The 20,525-nt window shown below is 61.3% G+C and carries 18 protein-coding genes; 6 read left to right on the plus strand and 12 right to left on the minus strand.

All coding sequences use genetic code 11. The features are described from left to right. Window positions 1-4: 4 nt before the first annotated feature. Complete coding sequence (gene parC, locus AC2CGI_RS17045; protein ID WP_004937261.1) at window positions 5-2,278, minus strand: DNA topoisomerase IV subunit A; 2,274 nt, start codon at window positions 2,276-2,278, stop codon at window positions 5-7. Window positions 2,279-2,603: 325 nt separating this feature from the next. Between parC and AC2CGI_RS17050 the strand changes: the two genes are divergently transcribed. Together AC2CGI_RS17050 and AC2CGI_RS17055 are read left to right on the plus strand one after the other, a co-directional pair. Beyond that, window positions 2,604-3,185: an NAD(P)H-dependent oxidoreductase gene (locus AC2CGI_RS17050; RefSeq protein WP_049189070.1), complete on the plus strand. Its 582-nt coding sequence runs from the start codon at window positions 2,604-2,606 to the stop codon at window positions 3,183-3,185. Between the two features lie 33 nt (window positions 3,186-3,218). Next, the gene (locus AC2CGI_RS17055) at window positions 3,219-3,527 is read left to right on the plus strand and encodes a putative quinol monooxygenase (RefSeq protein WP_076740998.1); all 309 of its coding nucleotides are present in this window, start codon (window positions 3,219-3,221) and stop codon (window positions 3,525-3,527) included. An 8-nt stretch (window positions 3,528-3,535) separates the two neighbouring features. On the opposite strand, the gene AC2CGI_RS17060 is transcribed toward AC2CGI_RS17055, so the two are convergent. The 6 genes from AC2CGI_RS17060 to nudF form a co-directional block, all read right to left on the minus strand. Beyond that, window positions 3,536-4,432, minus strand: a complete 897-nt coding sequence (locus AC2CGI_RS17060) for a LysR substrate-binding domain-containing protein (RefSeq protein WP_015379080.1) — start codon at window positions 4,430-4,432, stop codon at window positions 3,536-3,538. 81 nt (window positions 4,433-4,513) lie between these two features. Further along, entirely contained in the window at window positions 4,514-6,409 is a 1,896-nt protein-coding gene (parE, locus tag AC2CGI_RS17065; protein ID WP_004937254.1) for a DNA topoisomerase IV subunit B, read from the minus strand. A gap of 46 nt (window positions 6,410-6,455) precedes the next feature. Beyond that, window positions 6,456-7,040: an esterase YqiA gene (gene yqiA, locus AC2CGI_RS17070; RefSeq protein ID WP_015379081.1), complete on the minus strand. Its 585-nt coding sequence runs from the start codon at window positions 7,038-7,040 to the stop codon at window positions 6,456-6,458. Next, a complete protein-coding gene (gene cpdA / locus AC2CGI_RS17075) occupies window positions 7,040-7,867 on the minus strand; it encodes a 3',5'-cyclic-AMP phosphodiesterase (protein WP_004937250.1) in 828 nt (275 codons plus the stop codon). The genes yqiA and cpdA overlap by 1 nt, the downstream gene beginning before the upstream one ends. A gap of 27 nt (window positions 7,868-7,894) precedes the next feature. Further along, the gene (locus tag AC2CGI_RS17080; RefSeq protein ID WP_004937244.1) at window positions 7,895-8,320 is read right to left on the minus strand and encodes a DUF1249 family protein; all 426 of its coding nucleotides are present in this window, start codon (window positions 8,318-8,320) and stop codon (window positions 7,895-7,897) included. Further along, on the minus strand, window positions 8,320-8,952 hold the full coding sequence (nudF, locus tag AC2CGI_RS17085; RefSeq protein ID WP_004937242.1) for an ADP-ribose diphosphatase: 633 nt from the start codon (window positions 8,950-8,952) through the stop codon (window positions 8,320-8,322). Before nudF ends, AC2CGI_RS17080 begins: the two co-directional genes overlap by 1 nt. Before the next feature lie 347 nt (window positions 8,953-9,299). Here nudF and hasF point away from each other — a divergent pair, with 347 nt between their 5' ends. Next, complete coding sequence (gene hasF, locus AC2CGI_RS17090; RefSeq protein ID WP_075685410.1) at window positions 9,300-10,817, plus strand: multidrug efflux transporter outer membrane subunit HasF; 1,518 nt, start codon at window positions 9,300-9,302, stop codon at window positions 10,815-10,817. Between the two features lie 150 nt (window positions 10,818-10,967). Then, the gene (gene dhaR / locus AC2CGI_RS17095; RefSeq protein ID WP_075685412.1) at window positions 10,968-12,917 is read left to right on the plus strand and encodes a dihydroxyacetone kinase operon transcriptional regulator DhaR; all 1,950 of its coding nucleotides are present in this window, start codon (window positions 10,968-10,970) and stop codon (window positions 12,915-12,917) included. On the opposite strand, the gene dhaM is transcribed toward dhaR, so the two are convergent. The 4 genes from dhaM to AC2CGI_RS17115 are packed head-to-tail and all read right to left on the minus strand — an operon-like array spanning window position 12,914 to window position 17,219. Then, on the minus strand, window positions 12,914-14,344 hold the full coding sequence (dhaM, locus tag AC2CGI_RS17100; RefSeq protein WP_015379084.1) for a dihydroxyacetone kinase phosphoryl donor subunit DhaM: 1,431 nt from the start codon (window positions 14,342-14,344) through the stop codon (window positions 12,914-12,916). The genes dhaR and dhaM overlap by 4 nt on opposite strands. A gap of 11 nt (window positions 14,345-14,355) precedes the next feature. Continuing rightward, the gene (gene dhaL / locus AC2CGI_RS17105) at window positions 14,356-14,988 is read right to left on the minus strand and encodes a dihydroxyacetone kinase subunit DhaL (protein ID WP_015379085.1); all 633 of its coding nucleotides are present in this window, start codon (window positions 14,986-14,988) and stop codon (window positions 14,356-14,358) included. Between the two features lie 9 nt (window positions 14,989-14,997). Next, window positions 14,998-16,068, minus strand: a complete 1,071-nt coding sequence (dhaK, locus tag AC2CGI_RS17110) for a dihydroxyacetone kinase subunit DhaK (protein ID WP_015379086.1) — start codon at window positions 16,066-16,068, stop codon at window positions 14,998-15,000. 50 nt (window positions 16,069-16,118) lie between these two features. Continuing rightward, window positions 16,119-17,219 (minus strand): glycerol dehydrogenase, encoded by a 1,101-nt coding sequence (locus AC2CGI_RS17115; RefSeq protein WP_075685414.1) that lies wholly within the window; start codon window positions 17,217-17,219, stop codon window positions 16,119-16,121. Between the two features lie 353 nt (window positions 17,220-17,572). Here AC2CGI_RS17115 and AC2CGI_RS17120 point away from each other — a divergent pair, with 353 nt between their 5' ends. Beyond that, window positions 17,573-18,235: a DUF1190 family protein gene (locus tag AC2CGI_RS17120; RefSeq protein WP_015379087.1), complete on the plus strand. Its 663-nt coding sequence runs from the start codon at window positions 17,573-17,575 to the stop codon at window positions 18,233-18,235. A gap of 3 nt (window positions 18,236-18,238) precedes the next feature. Then, on the plus strand, window positions 18,239-19,399 hold the full coding sequence (locus AC2CGI_RS17125; protein ID WP_021505070.1) for a glutathionylspermidine synthase family protein: 1,161 nt from the start codon (window positions 18,239-18,241) through the stop codon (window positions 19,397-19,399). A gap of 48 nt (window positions 19,400-19,447) precedes the next feature. Here the strand turns inward: AC2CGI_RS17125 and ygiD are convergent, their stop codons facing one another. Further along, entirely contained in the window at window positions 19,448-20,230 is a 783-nt protein-coding gene (ygiD, locus tag AC2CGI_RS17130; protein WP_076740999.1) for a 4,5-DOPA-extradiol-dioxygenase, read from the minus strand. Window positions 20,231-20,525: the final 295 nt, after the last annotated feature.

Here is a 20,525-nt window from a genome sequence, read left to right on the forward strand (position 1 = left end):
ACGCTTACTCTTCGCTGTCGCCGCCCGACGCCCGCACCGGCGCATCCACTTCGACGCGATCGATGCGCTGCAGGCCGCGCGGCAGCTGGGTGCCCTTACGGCCGCGCTCCGCGCGGAACTTCTGCAGATCTTCCGGACGCAGCGTCAGCTTGCGTTTGCCGACGTGCAGCGTGACGGAGGCCTGCGGCGGCAGCACGAACAGCCAGGCCAGCTTGTCTTCACCGGCGGCGGCCTGCGCCGCCGGAATGGAGACGATCTTGTTGCCCTTGCCCTTCGACAGCTGCGGCAGATCGGCGACCGGGAACATCAGCATGCGCCCGGCGGCGGTGATCGACAGCAGCATATCGTCTGCGCCGTGGATCTCCATCGGCGGCAGCGCTCTGGCGTTGTCCGGCAGCGTGATCATCACCTTGCCGGCGCGGTTGCGCGCCACCAGATCGTTGAAGGTGCAAACGAAACCGTAACCGGCGTCTGAGGCCATCAGCAGTTTTTGATCGTCGGCCGCCATCAGCACCTGCTCAATGGTGGCGCCCGGCGGCGGCGTCAGCTTGCCGGTCAACGGCTCGCCCTGCCCGCGCGCCGATGGCAGCGTCATCGGATCGAGCGCATAGCTGCGCCCGGTAGAGTCGATAAACACCACCGGCTGGTTGCTCTTGCCGCGCGCCGCGCCGCGGAAGCTGTCGCCGGCCTTGTAGCTCAACCCTGTCGGATCGATGTCGTGGCCCTTGGCGCTGCGCACCCAGCCCATTTCCGACAGCACGATGGTCACCGGCTCGGACGGCACGAAGTCGTGCTCGCTCATCGCCTTGGCTTCCGCGCGCTCGGTCAGCGGCGAACGGCGATCGTCGCCGTAGGTTTGCGCGTCGGCCTGGATCTCTTTCTTAATCAGCGTATTCAGCTTGCGCTCGGACGCCAGCAGCGCCTGCAGTTGATCGCGCTCTTTCGCCAGCTCGTCCTGCTCACCGCGGATCTTGACCTCTTCCAGCTTGGCCAGGTGACGCAGTTTCAGCTCGAGGATCGCTTCCGCCTGGGTATCGGAGATGCCGAAACGCTGCATCAGCACCGGCTTCGGCTCATCCTCGCTGCGGATGATGTGGATCACCTCGTCGATATTGAGGAACGCCACCAGCAAACCTTCGAGGATATGCAAACGCTTGAGCACCTTCTCGAGGCGGTAGTTCAGGCGGCGGCGCACCGTATCGCGACGATAGGCCAGCCATTCGGTGAGGATCTCCACCAGCCCTTTCACCTGCGGGCGGTTGTCCAGACCGATCATGTTCATGTTGATGCGGTAGCTGCGTTCCAGATCGGTGGTGGCGAACAGGTGATTCATCACCTGCTCCAGATCGATGCGGTTGGAACGCGGCACGATCACCAGACGCGTCGGATTTTCATGGTCGGATTCATCGCGCAGATCCTCGACCATCGGCAGCTTCTTGGCGCGCATCTGGCTGGCGATCTGCTCCAGCACCTTGGCGCCGGAGACCTGATGCGGCAAGGCGGTGATCACCGCGCTGCCGTCCTCTTTCTTCCACACGGCGCGCATGCGCACCGAGCCGCGGCCGCTCTGGTAAATTTTGCGAATTTCATCGCGCGGGGTAATGATCTCGGCTTCGGTCGGGAAGTCCGGCCCCTGCACGAACTCGAGCAGGTCATCGAGCGAGGCGCCCGGCTTGTCGAGCAGCGCCACTGCCGCAGCGGCGACTTCGCGCACGTTGTGCGGCGGAATGTCGGTCGCCATGCCGACCGCGATGCCGGTGGTGCCATTCAGCAGGATGTTCGGCAGACGCGCCGGCAGCATCTTCGGCTCTTGCAGCGTGCCGTCAAAGTTCGGGATCCAGTCGACCGTGCCCTGGCCCAGTTCGGCCAGCAAGACCTCGGCGTATTTGGACAGGCGCGATTCGGTATAACGCATCGCCGCGAACGACTTGGGATCGTCCGGCGCACCCCAGTTCCCCTGACCGTCCACCAGCGGATAGCGATACGAGAACGGCTGCGCCATCAGCACCATGGCTTCATAACACGCGCTGTCGCCATGCGGGTGATACTTACCCAGCACGTCGCCCACGGTGCGGGCGGATTTCTTGAATTTGGCGCTGTTGGTCAGCCCCAGCTCAGACATGGCGTAGATGATGCGGCGTTGTACCGGCTTCAAACCGTCGCCAATGTACGGCAACGCCCGATCCATGATGACGTACATGGAATAGTTCAGATAGGCGTTTTCAGTGAATGTGTGCAGCGGTAAACGCTCTACACCGTCATGAGTCAGATCACTCATTACTCAATTATCCTCAGACCGTGGCTTGGCAATCCCTTGGACGACAAAAGGCATCGCTTGTCGATTCTGCCCGCGATAGTAACCCATCTGCGGGGTAGCTGTCACAGTTGGCGCAAGGATCGCCGGCGACGGCCGATTGCGCGATGCGGTTTATGCAAAATTTCGCTACCTGGCGGCCTCTTTATTGACTGGCAGTCAACACTGTTGTGCGCTGGATCGCATTTTTACTTGCCTGACTCACGATTACACTCGTCACCAGCGAGATGGTTTCCGCCTTTTCCGCGGGAAGCATGCCATATCTTAACACTGACGGGAGCCGCGAAAGATGAGCAATATCCTGATTATCAACGCTAAAAAACAATTCGGCCATTCCAACGGCGAACTCAACCAAACCCTGAGCGACGTGGCGGAAAGCTTCCTGCGCGATCTGCAGCACGATGTGCAGGTCACCGTGGTCGACGACGGCTATGACATCGAAGCCGAAGTACAGAAATACCTGTGGGCCGACGCGGTCATCTATCAGATGCCGGGCTGGTGGATGGGCGAACCTTGGATCCTGAAAAAATACATCGATGAAGTGTTCACCGCCGGTCACGGCAGCCTGTATGCCAACGACGGGCGCTCTCGTTCTGACGAAAGCAAAAAATATGGCTCCGGCGGCCTGATCCAGGGCAAAAAATACCTGCTGAGCCTGACCTGGAACGCCCCGATGGAGGCTTTCACCGATCCCGATCAGTTCTTCCACGGCGTCGGCGTCGACGGCGTTTACCTGCACTTCCACAAGGCCAACCAGTTCCTGGGAATGGAAGCGCTGCCGACCTTTATCTGCAATAACGTGATAAAACAACCGGATATCGAAGCGGACATCGCACGTTATCGCGAGCATTTGGCGAAAATTTTTGCTTAACTGACGCAGAACATTCTCATCAACGAGGCAGACATGATCACCGTAATCGCAGAAATCAAAGTGAAACCCGGCCACCGCGCCACCGTACTGCAAGCCATTGAAAAACTGGTGCCGCTGGTGCTGGCGGAAGACGGCTGCGGCGAATATACGCCGATGGTCGACAGCAATACCCAGGCCCCCTGGCAGAAACGGTCGCCGGATTCGGTGTTCATGCTGGAGAAATGGGAAAGCATGACGCATCTGGAAAAACACCTGGCCATTGAGCACATGCTCAAACACCGCGAGACCATCAAGGACAGCGTGCTGGACACCGAGATCTACATCCTGGAAAACGCCCTGTAAGCTCCGCCTTATAACGTCTGCGCGTCGATGTGCGCGCTGACGTAGTCAAGAAAACAGGTGATGCGCGCCGCCAATTGCGTATTGCGGTAATACACCGCGTTGATCGGCTGGCGCACGTCCAGCGTCTCCTGCTCCAGCAACGTCACCAACTTGCCGGCTTCCCGATCGCGACGGGTCATAAAGTCTGCCAGCTGTACGATCCCCTCGCCCTGCAGCGCCAATTGCCGCAGCGTTTCACCGCTGGACGCAGAGATCGTCGGCGTGATGGCGAAATGCGGCGCCTGGCGATAGCGCAATGGCCACTGGTTCAGCGACTCCGGCTGGGTAAAACCGAGCAGACAATGCCGATGCAACTCCTCCACGCTCTGCGGCGTGCCGTGCTGCTGCAGATAAGCCGGGCTGGCGAGGATGCGCAGCCGGCTGGCTCCCAGCGCGCGCGCATGAATGGTCGAATCACGCAACGCCCCGATGCGAATGGCAATATCCGTGCGTTTTTCCAGCAGATCGATAATCAGGTTGTCGGTGTTCAGCTCGAGCGAAATTTGCGGATAACGTTCTCTGAATCCCGCCACCAGCGGCACGATGACGTGCTCCATAAAAGGTGCGGCCGCATTGATCCGCAGCCGCCCGGCGGGCATTTGCCGGCGCACCGCCATTTGCTCTTCGGCATTTTCCACCGAGCTGATGATCGTACGCGCATGGTTCAGGAAGCTCAGCCCCTCTTCGGTCAGCTCCAAACGACGCGTCGTGCGGCGCATCAGGGTGGTATCGAGCTTATTCTCCAGGCGGCTGAGCGCGCGGCTGATGCCGGATGTTGTCTGGCCGAGCCGATCGGCGGCGGCGGTGATAGAACCGCTGTCGACCACCGAGGTGAACGCCAGCAATTCTTCGAGCGTGATCTTCATGCATTCCGGCCCAGGTTATCGGGCGCCGCATGAACGCCCTGCGGGAAGCCAGCCCGGCGTTTCACCGGGCCAGGGTCAGGCTCAGACCGCCAATTCGGCCATGTCGCCCTTGTCTTGCAACCAGTTGCGGCGATCTTCCGAACGCTTCTTGGCCAACAGCATGTCCATCACCGCCAGCGTCTGATCGACATCATCCTCCGCCACCGTCAGTTGCACCAGACGGCGGGTGTTCGGATCGAGGGTGGTTTCGCGCAGCTGCAGCGGGTTCATCTCGCCCAGCCCTTTAAAGCGCTGCACGTTCGGCTTGCCCTTCTTGCGCTTCAGCTGTTCCAGCACGCCGGCTTTCTCTTCTTCATCCAGCGCGTAGAACACTTCTTTACCGAGATCGATGCGATACAGCGGCGGCATGGCGACATAGACGTGGCCGCCTTTCACCAGCGAACGGAAGTGGCGCACGAACAGCGCGCACAGCAGCGTGGCGATATGCAGGCCGTCGGAGTCCGCATCCGCCAGGATGCAGATTTTGCCGTAGCGCAATTGGCTGAGATCTTCGCTGTCCGGATCGATGCCGATCGCCACGGAAATGTCGTGCACTTCCTGCGAGGCCAGCACTTCGTCCGAGGACACTTCCCAGGTATTCAGGATCTTGCCCTTCAGCGGCATGATCGCCTGATATTCACGATCGCGCGCCTGCTTGGCCGATCCGCCCGCCGAATCCCCTTCCACCAGGAACAGTTCGGTCATGGCCAGATCCTGCGAGGTGCAGTCCGCCAGCTTGCCCGGCAGCGCCGGCCCGCTGGTCAGCTTCTTGCGCACCACTTTCTTGGCGGCGCGCAGACGGCGCTGGGCGCTGGAGATCGCCAGCTCGGCCAGCTGTTCCGCCGCCTGAACGTTCTGGTTCAGCCACAGGCTGAAGGCATCTTTCACCACGCCGGAAACGAAGGCCGCGCACTGACGCGAGGAAAGACGCTCTTTGGTCTGCCCGGCAAACTGCGGATCCTGCATCTTCACCGACAGCACGTAGGCGCAGCGATCCCAGATATCTTCCGCCGACAGCTTCACGCCGCGCGGCAGAATATTGCGGAATTCGCAGAACTCGCGCATCGCGTCCAGCAGCCCCTGACGCAGGCCGTTGACGTGGGTGCCGCCCTGCATGGTCGGGATCAGGTTGACGTAGCTTTCAGTCAGCAGCTCGCCGCCTTCCGGCAGCCATAGCAGCGCCCAGTCCACCGCTTCGGTGTCACCGGCGAAGTTGCCGACGAACGGCGCTTCCGGCAGGGTGATCAGGCCGTTAACCGCTTCCATCAGGTAGTCGGTCAGGCCGTCCTGGTAGCACCAGCGCTGCTCGGTGTTGTTCACCTTATCGATGAAATAGATCTCGACGCCGGGGCACAGCACCGCTTTGGCTTTCAGCAGGTGAGTCAGGCGCGATACCGAGAAACGCGGGCTGTCGAAGAACTGTTCGTCGGGCCAGAAGTGCACGCTGGTGCCGGTGTTGCGTTTGCCGCAGGTGCCGGTCACCGTCAGATCTTGCACTTTGTCGCCGTTTTCGAAGGCGATGCTGTAAACGTTGCCGTCGCGGCGCACGTTGACTTCCACCCGCTTCGACAGGGCGTTGACCACCGAGATGCCCACGCCGTGCAGGCCGCCGGAGAACTGGTAGTTTTTATTCGAGAATTTACCGCCGGCGTGCAGCCGACACAGGATCAACTCAACCGCCGGCACGCCCTCTTCCGGGTGGATGTCCACCGGCATGCCGCGGCCGTCGTCGATCACTTCCAGCGACTGATCGGCGTGCAGGATCACGTCGATGCGCTTGGCGTGGCCGGCCAACGCTTCGTCGACGCTGTTATCGATCACCTCTTGGCCGAGGTGGTTTGGGCGCGTCGTGTCGGTATACATGCCGGGACGACGGCGCACTGGTTCTAGACCGCTGAGTACTTCAATGGCATCAGCGTTATAGCTGGATTGAGTCATCGTTGATTATTTTTTCGTGGTTAAAGGGAGGTGCCGGAACGGCCCGTCAGACCGCGTTTAGCCCTAAAAAATCCACAATCTGGGGGAAGTAGTGCTCGAAACCGACGAAGGCGTGGTTTCCACCCGACTCCACCGTTTGCCGACACGCGGTGTAATACGCCACTGCCTGGCCGTAATCGAGAATTTCATCGCCCGTTTGCTGCAGCAGCCAGATTAAATCCGGCGACTCCAAAGGATCGATCTGCATCACTTTCAGATCGTAAACGTGCCGAGACTCTAACACATATTGCTGGCCGGTGTAGGGGTTCTCGTTGGCGCCGAGGTAGTCGACCAGCAGCTCAAACGGCTTGACCGCCGGGTTGACCACCACCGCCGGCAGGGAAAAACACTGCGACAGCCAGGTGGCGTAATAGCCGCCCAGCGATGAGCCGACCAGCCCGAGCGTTTGCCCGGCGCGTTCCAGCACCAGATTTTCCAGCATCTCGGCGGCCTCCGCCGGAAAGGCCGGCAGCTGCGGCACCAACATCTCGATATCGGGATGGTGTTCGGCCAGCCAGGCCTTGAAGGCCACCGCCTTGGCCGACTGCGGCGAGCTGTTGAAACCGTGCAGGTAGAGCAGTGTCGAAGGCATCAGTATCCATCCGAGTCCATATCGGGGCGGAAGTCGTCGTTTTCCAGGCGGAACACCTGCGTCTCGACGCGACCGTCCGGCAGCAGATCGAGGTAGCGCCAGCCGGGGGAAACGTCGTCAATGGTGAAGTTCGTGCAGTGCGGCTTGAATTGCACGCAGGTAGACGGCGTCGCCAACAGGCGCCGCCCCTGCCATTCCAGATCCAGATCCTGGTGAATGTGCCCGCACACCACGGTATTCACTTTCGGATAACGCAGCAGGATCGCGCCCAGCATATGCGGGTTGCGCAGGCTGTGCTGATCGAGCCAGGTACAGCCGGAAGGCAGCGGATGATGGTGCAGCAGCAACAGCGTATAGCGCTCGGGGTGAGCCTGCAGGCAGCGCTCCATCCACTCCAGCTGGTATTCGCTCAATTCGCCGTGCGGCACGCCGAACACCTGGCTGTCCAGCATCAGCACTTGCCAGTTATCGCCCAGTAGCACCTGTTTGGAAGGCGCGATGCCCGCGGCGGCCAATGCGTCGACCATCGCCGGTTGAAAATCGTGGTTGCCCGGCAGCCACACGCAGGGGGCCGGCAGTTGCGCGATGCCGGCGGCGAAGTGGCGGTACGCCTCTTGCGAATGATCCTGCGCCAAATCTCCCGTGGCGACGATCAAATCGACGTCGCGGCGCTGCGCCTGGATGGCGTCCAGCACCGCGTGATAGCTGCGATAGGTATTGATGCCGAGCAACGTCTCGTGTTCGCCGGCAAAAAGGTGGGTATCTGTTATTTGTAGAATCCTGACCGCGGCCCCACTCGCCACGGGCAGTTTAAACAGGCTTTCCAAATGGTGTCCTTTGTTATTTCAGTCTGTCTAACAAACCGGAACCGCCATCGCTCCATGCGCCAAACAGTAGCGCAGCCAATCAGCAAGAAACTGGTTAATTTGATGCTTTTCGTCGCGTTGATGCAACTTTTTATTAGGATAATCATAACGCGCTTTAAAGCGGTAGATCTGCTGACTGGAACACACTTCCGCAACCATGGCGTCATGGTACAACCGCACCGTCATCGCGGGCAGGCTCCAGTAGCTGACCGCCGGAAAGATCTGCTCGATCTCCACCAGCGACGTGTAACGCGTGGACTCAACGATGGTCAAACGATAGCCGGCGCCGTTCACCTGATAAGTCACCGTTTCGCCCGCTTCGTCGTTGCGCGGCAGCAAGCGGCGCAATTGCGCGAAGTTGGTTTCGCACAATCTCATCATTTCGGGGAAATCAGGGGTATAGCGCTGTTTCATTAGTTGGCCCACTCTTTTCTTAACGATTCATGGTGCAACGCCAGCCATTGCAATGCAATCACTGATGCGGCGTTATCGATCGCGCCTTCCTCAACCCAGCGGTAAGCCTGTTCGCGGCTGACCACATGAACGCGGATATCTTCATGTTCTTCCGCCAGGCCGTGGATGCCCTCGGCGGTGCCGGCGTCCACTTCGCCGACCATGATCGACAAACGTTCGCTGGTGCCGCCGGGGCTGGCCAGATAGCTCAGCACCGGTTTGCAGCGCCCGACCACCACGCCGGCCTCCTCCTGCGCTTCGCGGCGGCACACGTCCTCGACGCTTTCACCGGTTTCGATCATACCCGCCACCATTTCCAGCAGCCAGGGCGAATTACTGGTATCGACCGCGGCGATGCGCAGTTGTTCAATCAGCACAACCTCGTCGCGCACCGGATCGTAGGGCAGCAGCACCGCCGCATGGCCGCGTTCGAAAATTTCACGCGTGATTTCAGGGCTCATTTCGCCATTGAACAACCGATGGCGAAACCGGTATAAATTGAGTGAAAAAAAACCACGGTACAGCGTCTCGCGTGCAATAATTTCTACATCTTTTTTATCGAAAGTAACGGGCGATGGCTGCGAACGGTTCATGCGCGAATTCTCCTGCTTGAGTATGCCGATAAAATAAACGGTTTTGATGACAGAAACAGCGGGACTCTCCGCCGCGGCTTTATGTTAGGCTGTTTTTCGCCGCCGGATGCGGCACGTTTGTGCGCTCGCAGGTAATAGCGGGAAACAATCCGGATTGTCAGCCATAATATCAGCTGCAGTCGGCCCGGGCAGTACGCCAAGGTAAATGGGCGGTCTGAAAGGTAAAAGTTACGTGAGATGGCACATTCAGCCACCTGATGCGTACCTCAGACTCTGCTAGAATCGGCAACTATTTCGTCTATCGTCAGCGCTAACATAGCAATATTGCTGCACAACAAGGAATGCAAATGAAGAAACTGCTCCCCCTTCTTATCGGACTGAGCCTGGGCGGCTTCAGTGCAATGAGCCAGGCAGAGAACCTGCTGCAGGTCTACAAACAGGCCAGGGAAAGTAACCCGGATCTGCGCAAAAGTGCAGCTGACCGCGACGCCGCATTCGAAAAGATCAATGAAGCGCGCAGCCCGTTGCTGCCGCAGCTCGGTTTAACCGCAGGTTACGATTACACCAACGGCTATCGTGACAGCAATGGCGTTAACAGCAACGTGACCAGCGGTTCGTTGGCGCTGACGCAAACCATCTTCGACATGTCGAAATGGCGCCAGCTGACGCTGCAGGAAAAGACCGCCGGCATCTCCGACGTTACCTTCCAGACAGCGGAACAGCAGCTTATTCTCAACACGGCGACCGCTTACTTCAACGTGCTGAAAGCGATCGATACGCTGTCCTATACCCAGGCGCAGAAAGACGCGGTATACCGCACGCTGGATCAAACCACCCAGCGCTTCAACGTGGGCCTGGTGGCGATCACCGACGTGCAGAACGCCCGCTCGAACTATGACACCGTGCTGGCGGCGGAAGTCTCCGCCCGCAACGATCTGGACAACGCGTTGGAAACGCTGCGTCAGGTCACCGGCACCTTCTACCCCGAACTGGCCTCGCTGAACACCGATCGCTTCAGCACCCAGCGCCCGGAAGCGGTGAACAACCTGCTGAAAGAAGCGGAAGCGCGCAACCTGAGCCTGCTGTCCGCCCGTCTGAGCCAGGATCTGGCGCGCGAGCAAATCCGCGCAGCCCAAACCGGCTATATGCCGACGATTGACGTCAGCGCGTCAACCGGCATCAGCAATACCAAATACAACGGCTCCAATACCGGTGGCGCGAATGCCGCACGCTACAGCGACTCCGATGCGGGCCAAAATAAGGTCGGCATCAGCTTCAACCTGCCGCTGTACAGCGGCGGCGCGACCAATTCGCAGGTGAAACAAGCGCAGTACGGCTTTGTCGGCGCCAGCGAGCAGTTGGAAAGCTCACACCGCAGCGTGGTGCAGACCGTTCGTTCGTCGTTCAACAACGTTAACGCTTCGATCAGCAGCATCAACGCCTACAAACAGGCGGTGATCTCCGCGCAAAGCTCCCTGGACGCGATGGAAGCCGGTTATCAGGTCGGTACCCGCACCATCGTCGACGTGCTGGACGCCACCACCACGCTGTATAACGCCAAACGTCAGCTGTCCGACGCGCGTTATACCTATCTGATCAACCAGCTGAACATCAAGTCGGCGCTCGGCACGCTGAACCAGAACGATCTGCTGCTGCTGAACGGCGCGTTGGGCAAGCCGGTATCGACCGCGCCTGACGCCGTCGCACCGCAAAACCGCGCGCAGGACGCCTATGCAGACGGCTATCAGGACAATGCGCCGATGCAACAGACCGCGGCGCCGGTACCGGCGGCCACTCGCGCATCCGCGCCGGCCGTTACCACCAGCCAACCGGCTCGCCACAGCGGCAACCCATTCCGCAACTGATGCGCGCACGCTGACAAACACGGGGTTCGGCCTGCGCCGCGCCCCGTTTTTTTTGCCTCGATTTCACCACTTCTGCCCGCCGCCTCACAGCCGCCGCCGCGTCAGGTGGTATCATCGTCACTCTCGTTTTCGCAGTCTGGATGAGGTTCGATGGACAACGATTCACGCTGGCAGCGTCTGATTAACGACGGCGAATTGCCGCCGCCGCTGCGCCCGGCACAGGCGGTTTACGCCTCCTGGCTGCGCTGCCGCAGCCTGATGCAGCCTGATGTCTGGCAAGCGCCGCACCGCGCGCAGGGCGCCACCTTCGAATCGATTTGCCGCCGCAAGAACGATCTGCTGACGCTCGGCCAGGCGGCACTGGAAGACGCCTGCGAATACATGGAGCCGCGGCGTTGCCTGCTGATGATCCTCGACGAGAGCGGCTGCATGCTGTGGCACTGCGGCGACGCCCAAACCTGGGAGACTCTGCAGCAACTGGGATTCGCCCCCGGCGCTTACTGGGCCGAGGGACAGATCGGCACCAATGCCCCGGCGCTGGCGGCGGCGGAAGGCCACCCGGTGCGGGTGAGCGGTGAAGAACACGTGCGCCGGGCGCTGCACGGCTGGTCGTTCTGCGCCACGCCGGTCTACGACAACAGCGGCCGCCAGCGCGGCTCGATCGCCCTGGGTTGCCTGCTGGCCGACAGCGCCGCCGGCGATCTGTCGCTGACGCTGGCCATCGCCCGCGAAATAGGCAATTCGCTGAACGCCGACGGCCTGCTGGCGGAATCCAACCGCCATCTGAACCAGCTTTACGGCCTGCTGGATGGCGTGGACGACGGCGTGATGGCCTGGGATCATCGCGGCTACCTGCAATACATCAACCAGCGCGCCGCCGGCCTGCTAAAACTGGACGAGCAGCAGAGCCAGGGCAAACCGCTGGCGCAGTTGCTGACGCTGCCCGCTCTGCTCAAGCGCGCCATCGCCGATCGGCAACCGCTGCAACACGTCGAAGTCACCTTCGAAAGCCAGCGGCAATTTATCGCCGCCTTGCTGACGCTCAAGCCGATTTTCGACGGCGATCGCTGCAGTTTCATCGCCCTGCTGCACCCGCTCGAACGGCTGCGCCAATATGTCAGCAGCCAGCTGGGGCGCGTCAGCCACAGCTTCGAGCAGATGCCCTCCGCCTCGCTGGAGATGCGGCGGCTGATCCGTTACGGCCAGCAGGCGGCCAAAGGCCAGCATCCGATCCTGCTGCGCGGGGAGGAAGGCGTCGGCAAAGAGCTACTCAGCCAGGCCATCCACAACGCCGGCGAACGCGCCGCCGGGCCGTATATCGCCCTCAACTGCCAACTGCTGCCGCAGGCGCAGGGGCTGCGTGAGCTGCTGGGCAGCGACGCCAGCGAAGAAGAGGCGGGCCAGCTCAGCAAATTCGAATTGGCCAACGGCGGTACGCTGTACCTCGAACAGATCGAATACCTGCCGGCGGAGATGCAGTCGGCGTTGCTGCAGGTGCTGAAAACCGGCGTGGTGATCCGCCTCAATTCCAGCCGGGTGATCCCGGTCGATGTGCGGGTGATCGCCGGCAGCGCCGCCGATCTGCCGCTGCTGGTGCAGCAAAACCGCTTCCGCCGCCAGCTGTTTTACAGCCTGCAGGCGTTCGAGATCCAGATCCCGCCGCTGCGCCAGCGGCTGAGCGATATTCCGCTGCTGGTCAAACACCATTTGCGCACGCTGGAGCAGCATTTCCAGTGTCGCTTTCGGGTGGATGACGAAGTGATGGCCCAGCTGGCTCTCTACCTGTGGCCGGGCAACGATTTGGAGCTGAAAGGAGTGGTGGAGCGCGCGGCGATGATTTGCCACGGCCACCACATCCAGCTGGCGGATCTGCCGGCGCACCTGCTCGGCCAGCCGTCGCTGCTGGAAAGCGATCCGCAGCCCGGCGCACCGCTGTTGACGCTGACAGACATGGAACGCCAGGCGATCCTGCGCGCAGCGACCGTCAGCCGCGGCCAGCTGACGGAAATGGCGCAGCTGCTGGGCATAGGCCGCACCACGCTGTGGCGGAAGATCAAACAGCACGGGATCGACATCCGCCAGTTCAAGCTGCGCGCCTAGTGGCTGAGCTGCAATACCCCGCGCGCGGCGTCCAGCATCGCCTTCTGCCCGCTGCGGGTTTTGCTCAGGCAATCCTGCATGCCGACCACCATCGGAATGCCCATCGCCTTCGCCAAAATGGCGCTGTGCGACAGGGCATTGCCGCCACTCAGACAGATGCCGAGCACCAGCCGCCTGTCGAGCATCACCACCTCCGAAGGCATCAGTTCGTCCATCACCAATATTGACGGTTCTGTCAGCGCAATAACCGGCAGCGGCAGCCCCTGCAGATGGCACAGCGTGCGGCGCAGCATGTCGCGCACGTCCAGTTCGCGCGCCCGCATGTAGTCGTCATCCAGCTCGCGGTACTCTTCGGCGATCGCCTCCAGCACCTGTCGCCAGGCCTGCTCGGCGCTGCACAGCTGTTGCGCGATGCGGGTGTAAGCCGCCTGCTGCAGATCCGGATCGTCCAGCAGCATGCTGTGGGCGCCGAAGATCGCCGCCTGCGGCTTGCCGATCAGCGTGCCGGTGCGTTCCGCCAGCCGGTTCAGATCGCTCAGCGTATGCTGTAGCGCCTCCCGCAGGCGTTGCTGTTCGCCCAATACCTCGTCCGCGCCGATGCGCCGCTCGGACGTGGGTGGCCAGAAGCTGTAAGCCTGGAACACCGGCCCGCTGGTGACGCTTTCCGCCACCGGAATACCGTGCAGCGAAGGCTGCTGCCGCTCGGAGACCGTCTCGCCAAAATGCTGCTCCGCCAACGCTTTGAACGCCGCCAGCGCCTCGTCCGCCTGCGCGCCGTCGGCGATCAAACGGATGGTGTCGCCGTGACGCACCTGCAGCAGCGCCAGCTGATTGAGGCTGCGCGGATCGACGCACTGCCCCTGCTTTTCCAGCACCAGCTCGGCCTTGAACGGCGCCAGCGTCTCGACCAGCCGCGCCGCCGGGCGCGCATGCAACCCGTGCGGATTCTGCACCGTCCAGGTTGCGCTTTTGCCCTGCGCCAGCGGCAAGGCCACGGTTTTCGCCGTAGGTGAAGCCTCGCCCAGCTGTGCCTGTTTGCCCTGCAGCGCCCCCTGCGCCTCCGCTACCACCTGCTCCAGTGAGGCGCCGGAGTTGGCGGCAACCACCGCCGCCAGCGTGCCTTCAACCAGCGGCGCCGCACACAGCCGCACTTTGGCGGCCAGATCCGGGTCCAGCAGATCGAGCGCGGTTTCGGCACTGAGCAGCGCGCTGCCCAGATCCATCAGCACCAGAACGCCATCGCCGTCGGCGACCGCTTCGATCGCCTCCATCACTTTGACCGCGTCGGTGCCGATCGGGTGCTGCTCGTCATCCACACCCGCCGCCAGCGCTAGTTTGCAGCCGTCGCCGCGCATCATCTGCCGCGCCAACTGCTCAACGCCGCGCGCCAGCAACGCGCTGTGCGAAACCACCACGATATTAATCATCTCGCCTCCTGCTAACTGCCGGCGACCTCGGCCAGCGTTTTCATCATCAACATCACCGAAGTGGCGCCGGGATCCTGGTGGCCGATGCTGCGCTCGCCCAGGTAACTGGCCCGCCCCTTGCGCGCCTGCATGGTGATGGTGCTCTCCACCGCCCGCTCGGCGCTGTCGGCGGCGCGCTGCAGCGCCTCCGCCACGCTCAGGTTCTGCTGCGCGGACTGGCCGAGGCTTTCCACCACCGGCCACCAGACGTCGCACATGGTCTTGTCGCCCGGCTCCGCTTTGCCGCGCATCACCACGCCTTCAACCCCTTCCTGCATCACCTGATGCAGCTCCGTCAGATCCAGGCTTTGCTTGGCGTTCGCCGCCTGCGCCGCGCGGATGAAGAAGGTGCCGAACAGCGGACCGCTGGCGCCCCCCACGCTCGACAGCAGCGTCATGCCGGTGTTTTTCAGGATAAAACCGATGTCTTTGTCCGCCACCGACGGCAGTTTTTCCACCACCTTATTGAAACCGCGATTCATGTTCAAACCGTGGTCGGCATCACCGATCTCGGTGTCCAACTGGGTCAGAAAATCGCGCTCCCGGCTGAACACCTCGCCGCAACGCATCAGCCAATCGACAACCTGTTGTTTGGTCAACGCCATGATTCCTCCTCAGCAACCCCAACGCAGCGCAGGCGTTTTCACCGGCGCATCCCACAAGGACAACAGCTCGTCGTCCACGTTCAACAACGTGATGGATACCCCCTGCATATCCAGCGAGGTGCAATAAGAACCCACCAGGTTGCGTTCAATGATGATGCCCGCCTCGGCACAGCGCTCCGCCAGCCGATGGTACACGCCATACAACTCAGACAATGGCGTGGCGCCCAGATTGTTGACCAGCGCGATCACCCGATCGCCGCGCGTCAACGGCTGCTTGGTCTGCATCTCGTCGCGCCACTCGCCCTGCTGACGATCCCAGACGCGGATCGCGCGCTGATAGTGGCCGTGGTCGATCAACGTATGGAACATGTCGTCCACCGCTGCGTTGAGCGTGGTGAACGGGCGGCGCGCAATGCCTGGCTCGCCGTGAATGCCGACGCCGAACTCCATTTCGTTCTCCGCCAGGGTGAACGACGGCTTGCCGGCGGCCGGCACGGTACAGGCGCCCAGCGCGATGCCGATCGAATGCCCGTGGTTGTTGATGCGATGCCCCAGCGTCACCACGCTGTCCAGATCGTCGCCGCGCGCCGCGGCGGCGCCCAACAGTTTCTCCATCAGCACGGTGTTGGCCACCCCGCGCCGCCCAGCGGTAAACAGGCTGTCTTTGACCGCCACGTCGTCATCCACCAGCACCGTCGCCACCGCGACGCCGCTGTCGTGCAGCAGCTCGGTGGCGGTTTCGAAGTTGAGCACGTCGCCGGTGTAGTTCTTGATCAGCAGCAGCACCCCGGCGCCGCCGTCGATCGCTTGACCGCACTCGTACATTTTATCCGGCGTCGGCGAGGTGAAAATCTCGCCCGGACAGGCGCCGTCGAGCATCCCTTCACCGACGAAGCCGCAGTGCATCGGCTCATGGCCGCTGCCGCCGCCGGACAGGATCGCCACTTTGCCCGCCACCGGCGCGTCGGCGCGGGTCACGAACACCGGATCCGCGTGCACCAGCAACTCGGGGTGAGCTTCCGCCAGCCCCTGCAACTGCTCTTCCAACACCGACTCGACCTGATTAATCAGTTTTTTCACGATGGTTTCCTCTGTAAGCCAGGGGCGCGGCGCACCGCGCCCCAACGGTATCAATGACGCAGCAGCCAGGCGGCGCCCAGCCTATCCGCCGTCAGGATCGCCGCCTGCACCCCGGCAGGGGTGACCTTGAACGGCATGTTGTGAATGGTTTCACCCGCGGCGCAGCTGGCCTCGGCCACCGCCATCGTCTTCGTCGCCACGTCGCCGGTAATGCCCATCTGCGCCAGCGTGATCGGCAGGCCGATGCCATGACAAAACGCCAGCACGGTTTCAATCTGCGCCATCGGGCTGTTCTGCAGCACCAGCTGCGCCAGGGTACCGAACGCCACTTTTTCGCCGTGATACAGGTGGTGACACTCCTCCAGCACGGTGAAACCGTTGTGAATGGCGTGCGCCGCCGCCAGCCCGCTGCTCTCGAAGCCGATGCCGCTCAGATACGTATTGGCCTCAATGATGCGTTCCACCGCTTCCGTCACCACGCCGGCTTCGACCGCCAGCTTGGCCTTCACCCCTTCGGCCAGCAGCGTGTCGTAGCACAGCCGCGCCAGACTGAGCGCCGCCAGCGTCGATTTGCCGCCGGCCATGCTGGTGGCCTGCGCGTCGAAGCAGGCCTGGGCTTCGAAATAGGTGGAGAGCGCGTCGCCCATGCCGGCTACCAGCAGGCGCACCGGCGCTTTGGCGATGATGGCGCTGTCCATCACTACCATGTCCGGGTTGCGCGGGTAGATCAGGTATTCAGCGAATTCGCCCTGTTCGGTGTAGATAACCGACAGCGCGCTGGTCGGCGCATCGGTGGAGGCGATGGTGGGAATGAGCACCACCGGCAGCCGTTGGTAGTGGGCGACGGCCTTGGCGGTGTCGAGCGTCTTGCCGCCGCCGACGCCGATCACCCCGCGGCAGCCGTGGGTCTGCAGCTCGCGGCCAAGGCGGTCTATCTCTTTACGGCAGCACTCGCCGTTGAAGCGGGCCGCATGATGTTTCACGCCGTGCTGCTGCAGGCTGCCCATCAGGGTGTCGCCCGCCAGCTGCATCACAAAGTCGTCAGCGATCACGAAATAATGGTCGGCGAGGGATTTGGCGTATTCGCCGACGGCGGACAGCGCATTGGCGCCCTGAATGTATTTGCCTGGTGACTGGATGATTCTCAACATAACCGGATCCTTGTAGGGAGTTGGCGATGGTAACGTTCAGATATCAGGTGATGACGCGCCGGCTTCGCCGCCGGCTTGTTGTTGTGCTTCGACTATGAGCGCCTGTCGCCCGCCTGGCGAGTCACGCGATTTTTGTTCCATTATGGAACATCATCATAGCGACAACGTTTCATGATGAAACGCTAACGCGCGTTTTTTCGCCGCGAAAGCGAACTGGCGCACACCCCAACGTATAACTGCGTAAAGAGTGGATTCTGCGGGCGTTTCAGCTTTAATTTTGACCATGTTTCCCCTATCCTTAGCGCCACTACTGGGAAAGGGCGAAAACAGCCCGCATGATGGGATTGATAACGATGAAACGGACAAAAAACATCAACCAAGAGACGTTCCGCAAATCCTGGCGCAGCTACCGTGTCGCGCCCGTGGCTTTGGCGATCAGCGCCGTCTTTATGCTGGCCGGCTGCGAGAAGAGCGATGAAACGGTCTCCCTGTATCAGAATGCCGATGACTGTTCGCGCGCCAATCCTTCGATGAGCGAGCAGTGCACCACCTCCTACAACAATGCCCTGAAAGAAGCGGCGAAAACCGCGCCGAAATACGCCACTCGCGAAGACTGCGTCGCCGAGTTCGGCGAAGCGCAGTGTACCCAGGCTCCGGCACAGGCCGGCATGGCGGCGGAATCACAAAGCAGCGGCAGCTTCTGGATGCCGCTGATGGCGGGCTACATGATGGGCCGCCTGATGGGCGGTTCCGGCTTCGCGCAGCAGCCGCTGTTCACCTCCAAGAATGCCGCCAGCCCGGCGAACGGCAAGTTTGTCGACGCCAGCGGCAAGAGCTACGGCCCGGCCACCGCCGGCGGCCGCACCATGACGGTGCCGAAAACCGCCATGGCGCCGAAGCCTGCGGTCACCAATACCGTTACCCGCGGCGGTTTCGGCGAGACCGTGGCCAAGCAGACCAGCATGCAGCGCAGCAGTGCCACCTCCAACTCCGGCTCTCGCAGCATGGGCGGTTGATGCATGAAACGTATTGCTATTACTGAGCGCCCGGACTGGCGTGAAAAAGCGACCGAGTTCGGTTTTCGTTTCCACACCATGTACGGCGAGCCGTACTGGTGTGAAGACGCCTATTACCAGTTCACGCTGGCGCAGATTGAAGAGATCGAAAGCGCCACCGCCGAGCTGCATCAGATGTGCCTGCAGGTGGTGGAGAAAGTGGTCGGCAGCGACGAGCTGATGGCCAAGTTCTGCATCCCGAAACACACCTGGGAGTTCGTGCGCAGCTCCTGGCGCACCAACCAGCCGTCGCTGTATTCGCGTCTCGATCTGGCCTACGACGGCGTCAACCCGCCGAAGCTGCTGGAGAACAACGCCGATACGCCGACCTCGCTGTATGAAGCGGCCTTCTTCCAGTGGCTGTGGCTGGAAGATCAGATCAATGCCGGCAAGCTGGATCCGCAATCGGATCAGTACAACAGCCTGCAGGAGAAGCTGATCGAGCGTTTCGCCGAGCTGAAAGCGCATCACGGCTTCGGCCTGCTGCACCTGGCGTGCTGCCAGGACAGCGAAGAAGATCGCGGCACGGTGCAATATCTGCAGGACTGCGCGCAGGAAGCCGGTCTGCCGACCGAGTTCCTGTTCATGGAAGAGATTGGCCTTGGCGAGAAAGGTCAATTCACCGATCTGCAGGATCAGGTGATCGGCAACCTGTTCAAGCTCTATCCGTGGGAATTCATGCTGCGCGAGATGTTCTCCACCAAGCTGGAAGACGCCGGCGTGCGCTGGCTGGAGCCGGCCTGGAAAAGCATCATCTCCAACAAGGCGCTGCTGCCGCTGCTGTGGGAAATGTTCCCGAACCACCCTAACCTGCTGCCGGCTTATTTCGCGCAAGACGATCATCCGCCGATGGATCATTACGTCACCAAACCGCTGTTCTCGCGCGAAGGCGCCAATATCCAGATCGTCGAAAACGGTCAGGAAGTGGCGCGCGTCGATGGGCCGTACGGTGAAGAAGGCATGATCGTGCAACAGTTCCATCCGCTGCCGAAGTTCGAAGACAGCTACACGCTGATCGGCAGCTGGCTGGTGAACGATCAGCCCTGCGGCATCGGCCTGCGCGAAGATCGCGAACTGATCACGCAGGATCTGTCGCGCTTCTATCCGCACACCATCCTCGGCTGATCGCCCCGCTGAAGGTAAAAACGCCAGTCGCTGACTGGCGTTTTTTCTTTAGCCCACCTGCACCGACAGCATGCTAAGCGCCCCCATTTCGATACCGTCGATCGGCACGCTGATGGCCTCTTTTCCATCCCAGCCGCCGAGCACATACAGCAACGGCAGATAGTGTTCCGGCGTCGGATTCGACAGCGCCGCCCCCTCATGGCGCATGAAATCCACCAGCGGATGGTTATCGCCCCGATAACGCAGGTTATCCCGGACAAAGTTATTGAAAGATTCCGCCCACGGGTAGGCGCTGGTATCGCCCTGCCATTTCACCATGCGCAGGTTGTGCACCACGTTGCCGCTGGCGACGATCATCACGCCCTCGTCCCGCAGCGCGGCGAGTTTGCGGCCCAGCTCATAGTGATAGGCCGCCGGCTGCGTGCCGTCGAGGCTAAGCTGCACCACCGGAATGTCAGCATCGGGATACATCTTGATCAGGACACCCCAGGTGCCGTGATCCAATCCCCACTCGCCGAGATCCGCCGTTACCGGCACCGGCGCCAGAATTTGCTGCAGCTGCGCGGCCAGCGCGGGAGAGCCCGGCGCCGGATAGCGGGTATCAAACAGCGCCTGCGGGAACCCGCCAAAGTCGTGAATGGTTTTGGGTTTTTCCATCGCGGTGACCGCAGTGCCGCGGGTATACCAATGCGCGGAAACCGCCACGATCGCCTTCGGGCGCGGCAATGACTCACCCAACGCACGCCATGCCCGGGTGTAACGGTTGTCTTCCAGCACGTTCATCGGGCTACCGTGGCCAAGAAACAGTGCCGGCATACGAGAGGTGTTCATAGAGGGATCCTTAGTTCAAATTGTGCTATGCCGCTACATTACGCGCTTTGCCGCAGCAACACAGCCGGATAACCGTGATGAAGATATTCAATAAATTTGAATTAAAAAGCGCAAAAATGCACCGGCCAACAGAAAGTTAAAAAACACATATTTTTCAATTAATTAATAAATTCCGTGAATACCATGGCATTACTGCCACACAGATCTAATTTGTGAACAATTTGTGTATTTTTTGTTAACACATTCGATACACTCCTCTGTCAGTCGACAGGGTGTTGGCAGCCCGTCGGCGCTA

The organism is Serratia sp. LSHTC3 (assembly GCF_057197125.1).

Excerpts from the sequence above, each read along its gene's own strand:
- parC (WP_004937261.1), bottom strand. The coding sequence starts at position 2,278 with ATGAGTGATCTGACTCATGACGGTGTAGAGCGTTTACCGCTGCACACA.
- AC2CGI_RS17050 (WP_049189070.1), top strand. The coding sequence starts at position 2,604 with ATGAGCAATATCCTGATTATCAACGCTAAAAAACAATTCGGCCATTCC.
- AC2CGI_RS17055 (WP_076740998.1), top strand. The coding sequence starts at position 3,219 with ATGATCACCGTAATCGCAGAAATCAAAGTGAAACCCGGCCACCGCGCC.
- AC2CGI_RS17060 (WP_015379080.1), bottom strand. The coding sequence starts at position 4,432 with ATGAAGATCACGCTCGAAGAATTGCTGGCGTTCACCTCGGTGGTCGAC.
- parE (WP_004937254.1), bottom strand. The coding sequence starts at position 6,409 with ATGACTCAATCCAGCTATAACGCTGATGCCATTGAAGTACTCAGCGGT.
- yqiA (WP_015379081.1), bottom strand. The coding sequence starts at position 7,040 with ATGCCTTCGACACTGCTCTACCTGCACGGTTTCAACAGCTCGCCGCAG.
- AC2CGI_RS17080 (WP_004937244.1), bottom strand. The coding sequence starts at position 8,320 with ATGAAACAGCGCTATACCCCTGATTTCCCCGAAATGATGAGATTGTGC.
- nudF (WP_004937242.1), bottom strand. The coding sequence starts at position 8,952 with ATGAACCGTTCGCAGCCATCGCCCGTTACTTTCGATAAAAAAGATGTA.
- hasF (WP_075685410.1), top strand. The coding sequence starts at position 9,300 with ATGAAGAAACTGCTCCCCCTTCTTATCGGACTGAGCCTGGGCGGCTTC.
- dhaR (WP_075685412.1), top strand. The coding sequence starts at position 10,968 with ATGGACAACGATTCACGCTGGCAGCGTCTGATTAACGACGGCGAATTG.
- dhaM (WP_015379084.1), bottom strand. The coding sequence starts at position 14,344 with ATGATTAATATCGTGGTGGTTTCGCACAGCGCGTTGCTGGCGCGCGGC.
- dhaL (WP_015379085.1), bottom strand. The coding sequence starts at position 14,988 with ATGGCGTTGACCAAACAACAGGTTGTCGATTGGCTGATGCGTTGCGGC.
- AC2CGI_RS17115 (WP_075685414.1), bottom strand. The coding sequence starts at position 17,219 with ATGTTGAGAATCATCCAGTCACCAGGCAAATACATTCAGGGCGCCAAT.
- AC2CGI_RS17120 (WP_015379087.1), top strand. The coding sequence starts at position 17,573 with ATGAAACGGACAAAAAACATCAACCAAGAGACGTTCCGCAAATCCTGG.
- AC2CGI_RS17125 (WP_021505070.1), top strand. The coding sequence starts at position 18,239 with ATGAAACGTATTGCTATTACTGAGCGCCCGGACTGGCGTGAAAAAGCG.
- ygiD (WP_076740999.1), bottom strand. The coding sequence starts at position 20,230 with ATGAACACCTCTCGTATGCCGGCACTGTTTCTTGGCCACGGTAGCCCG.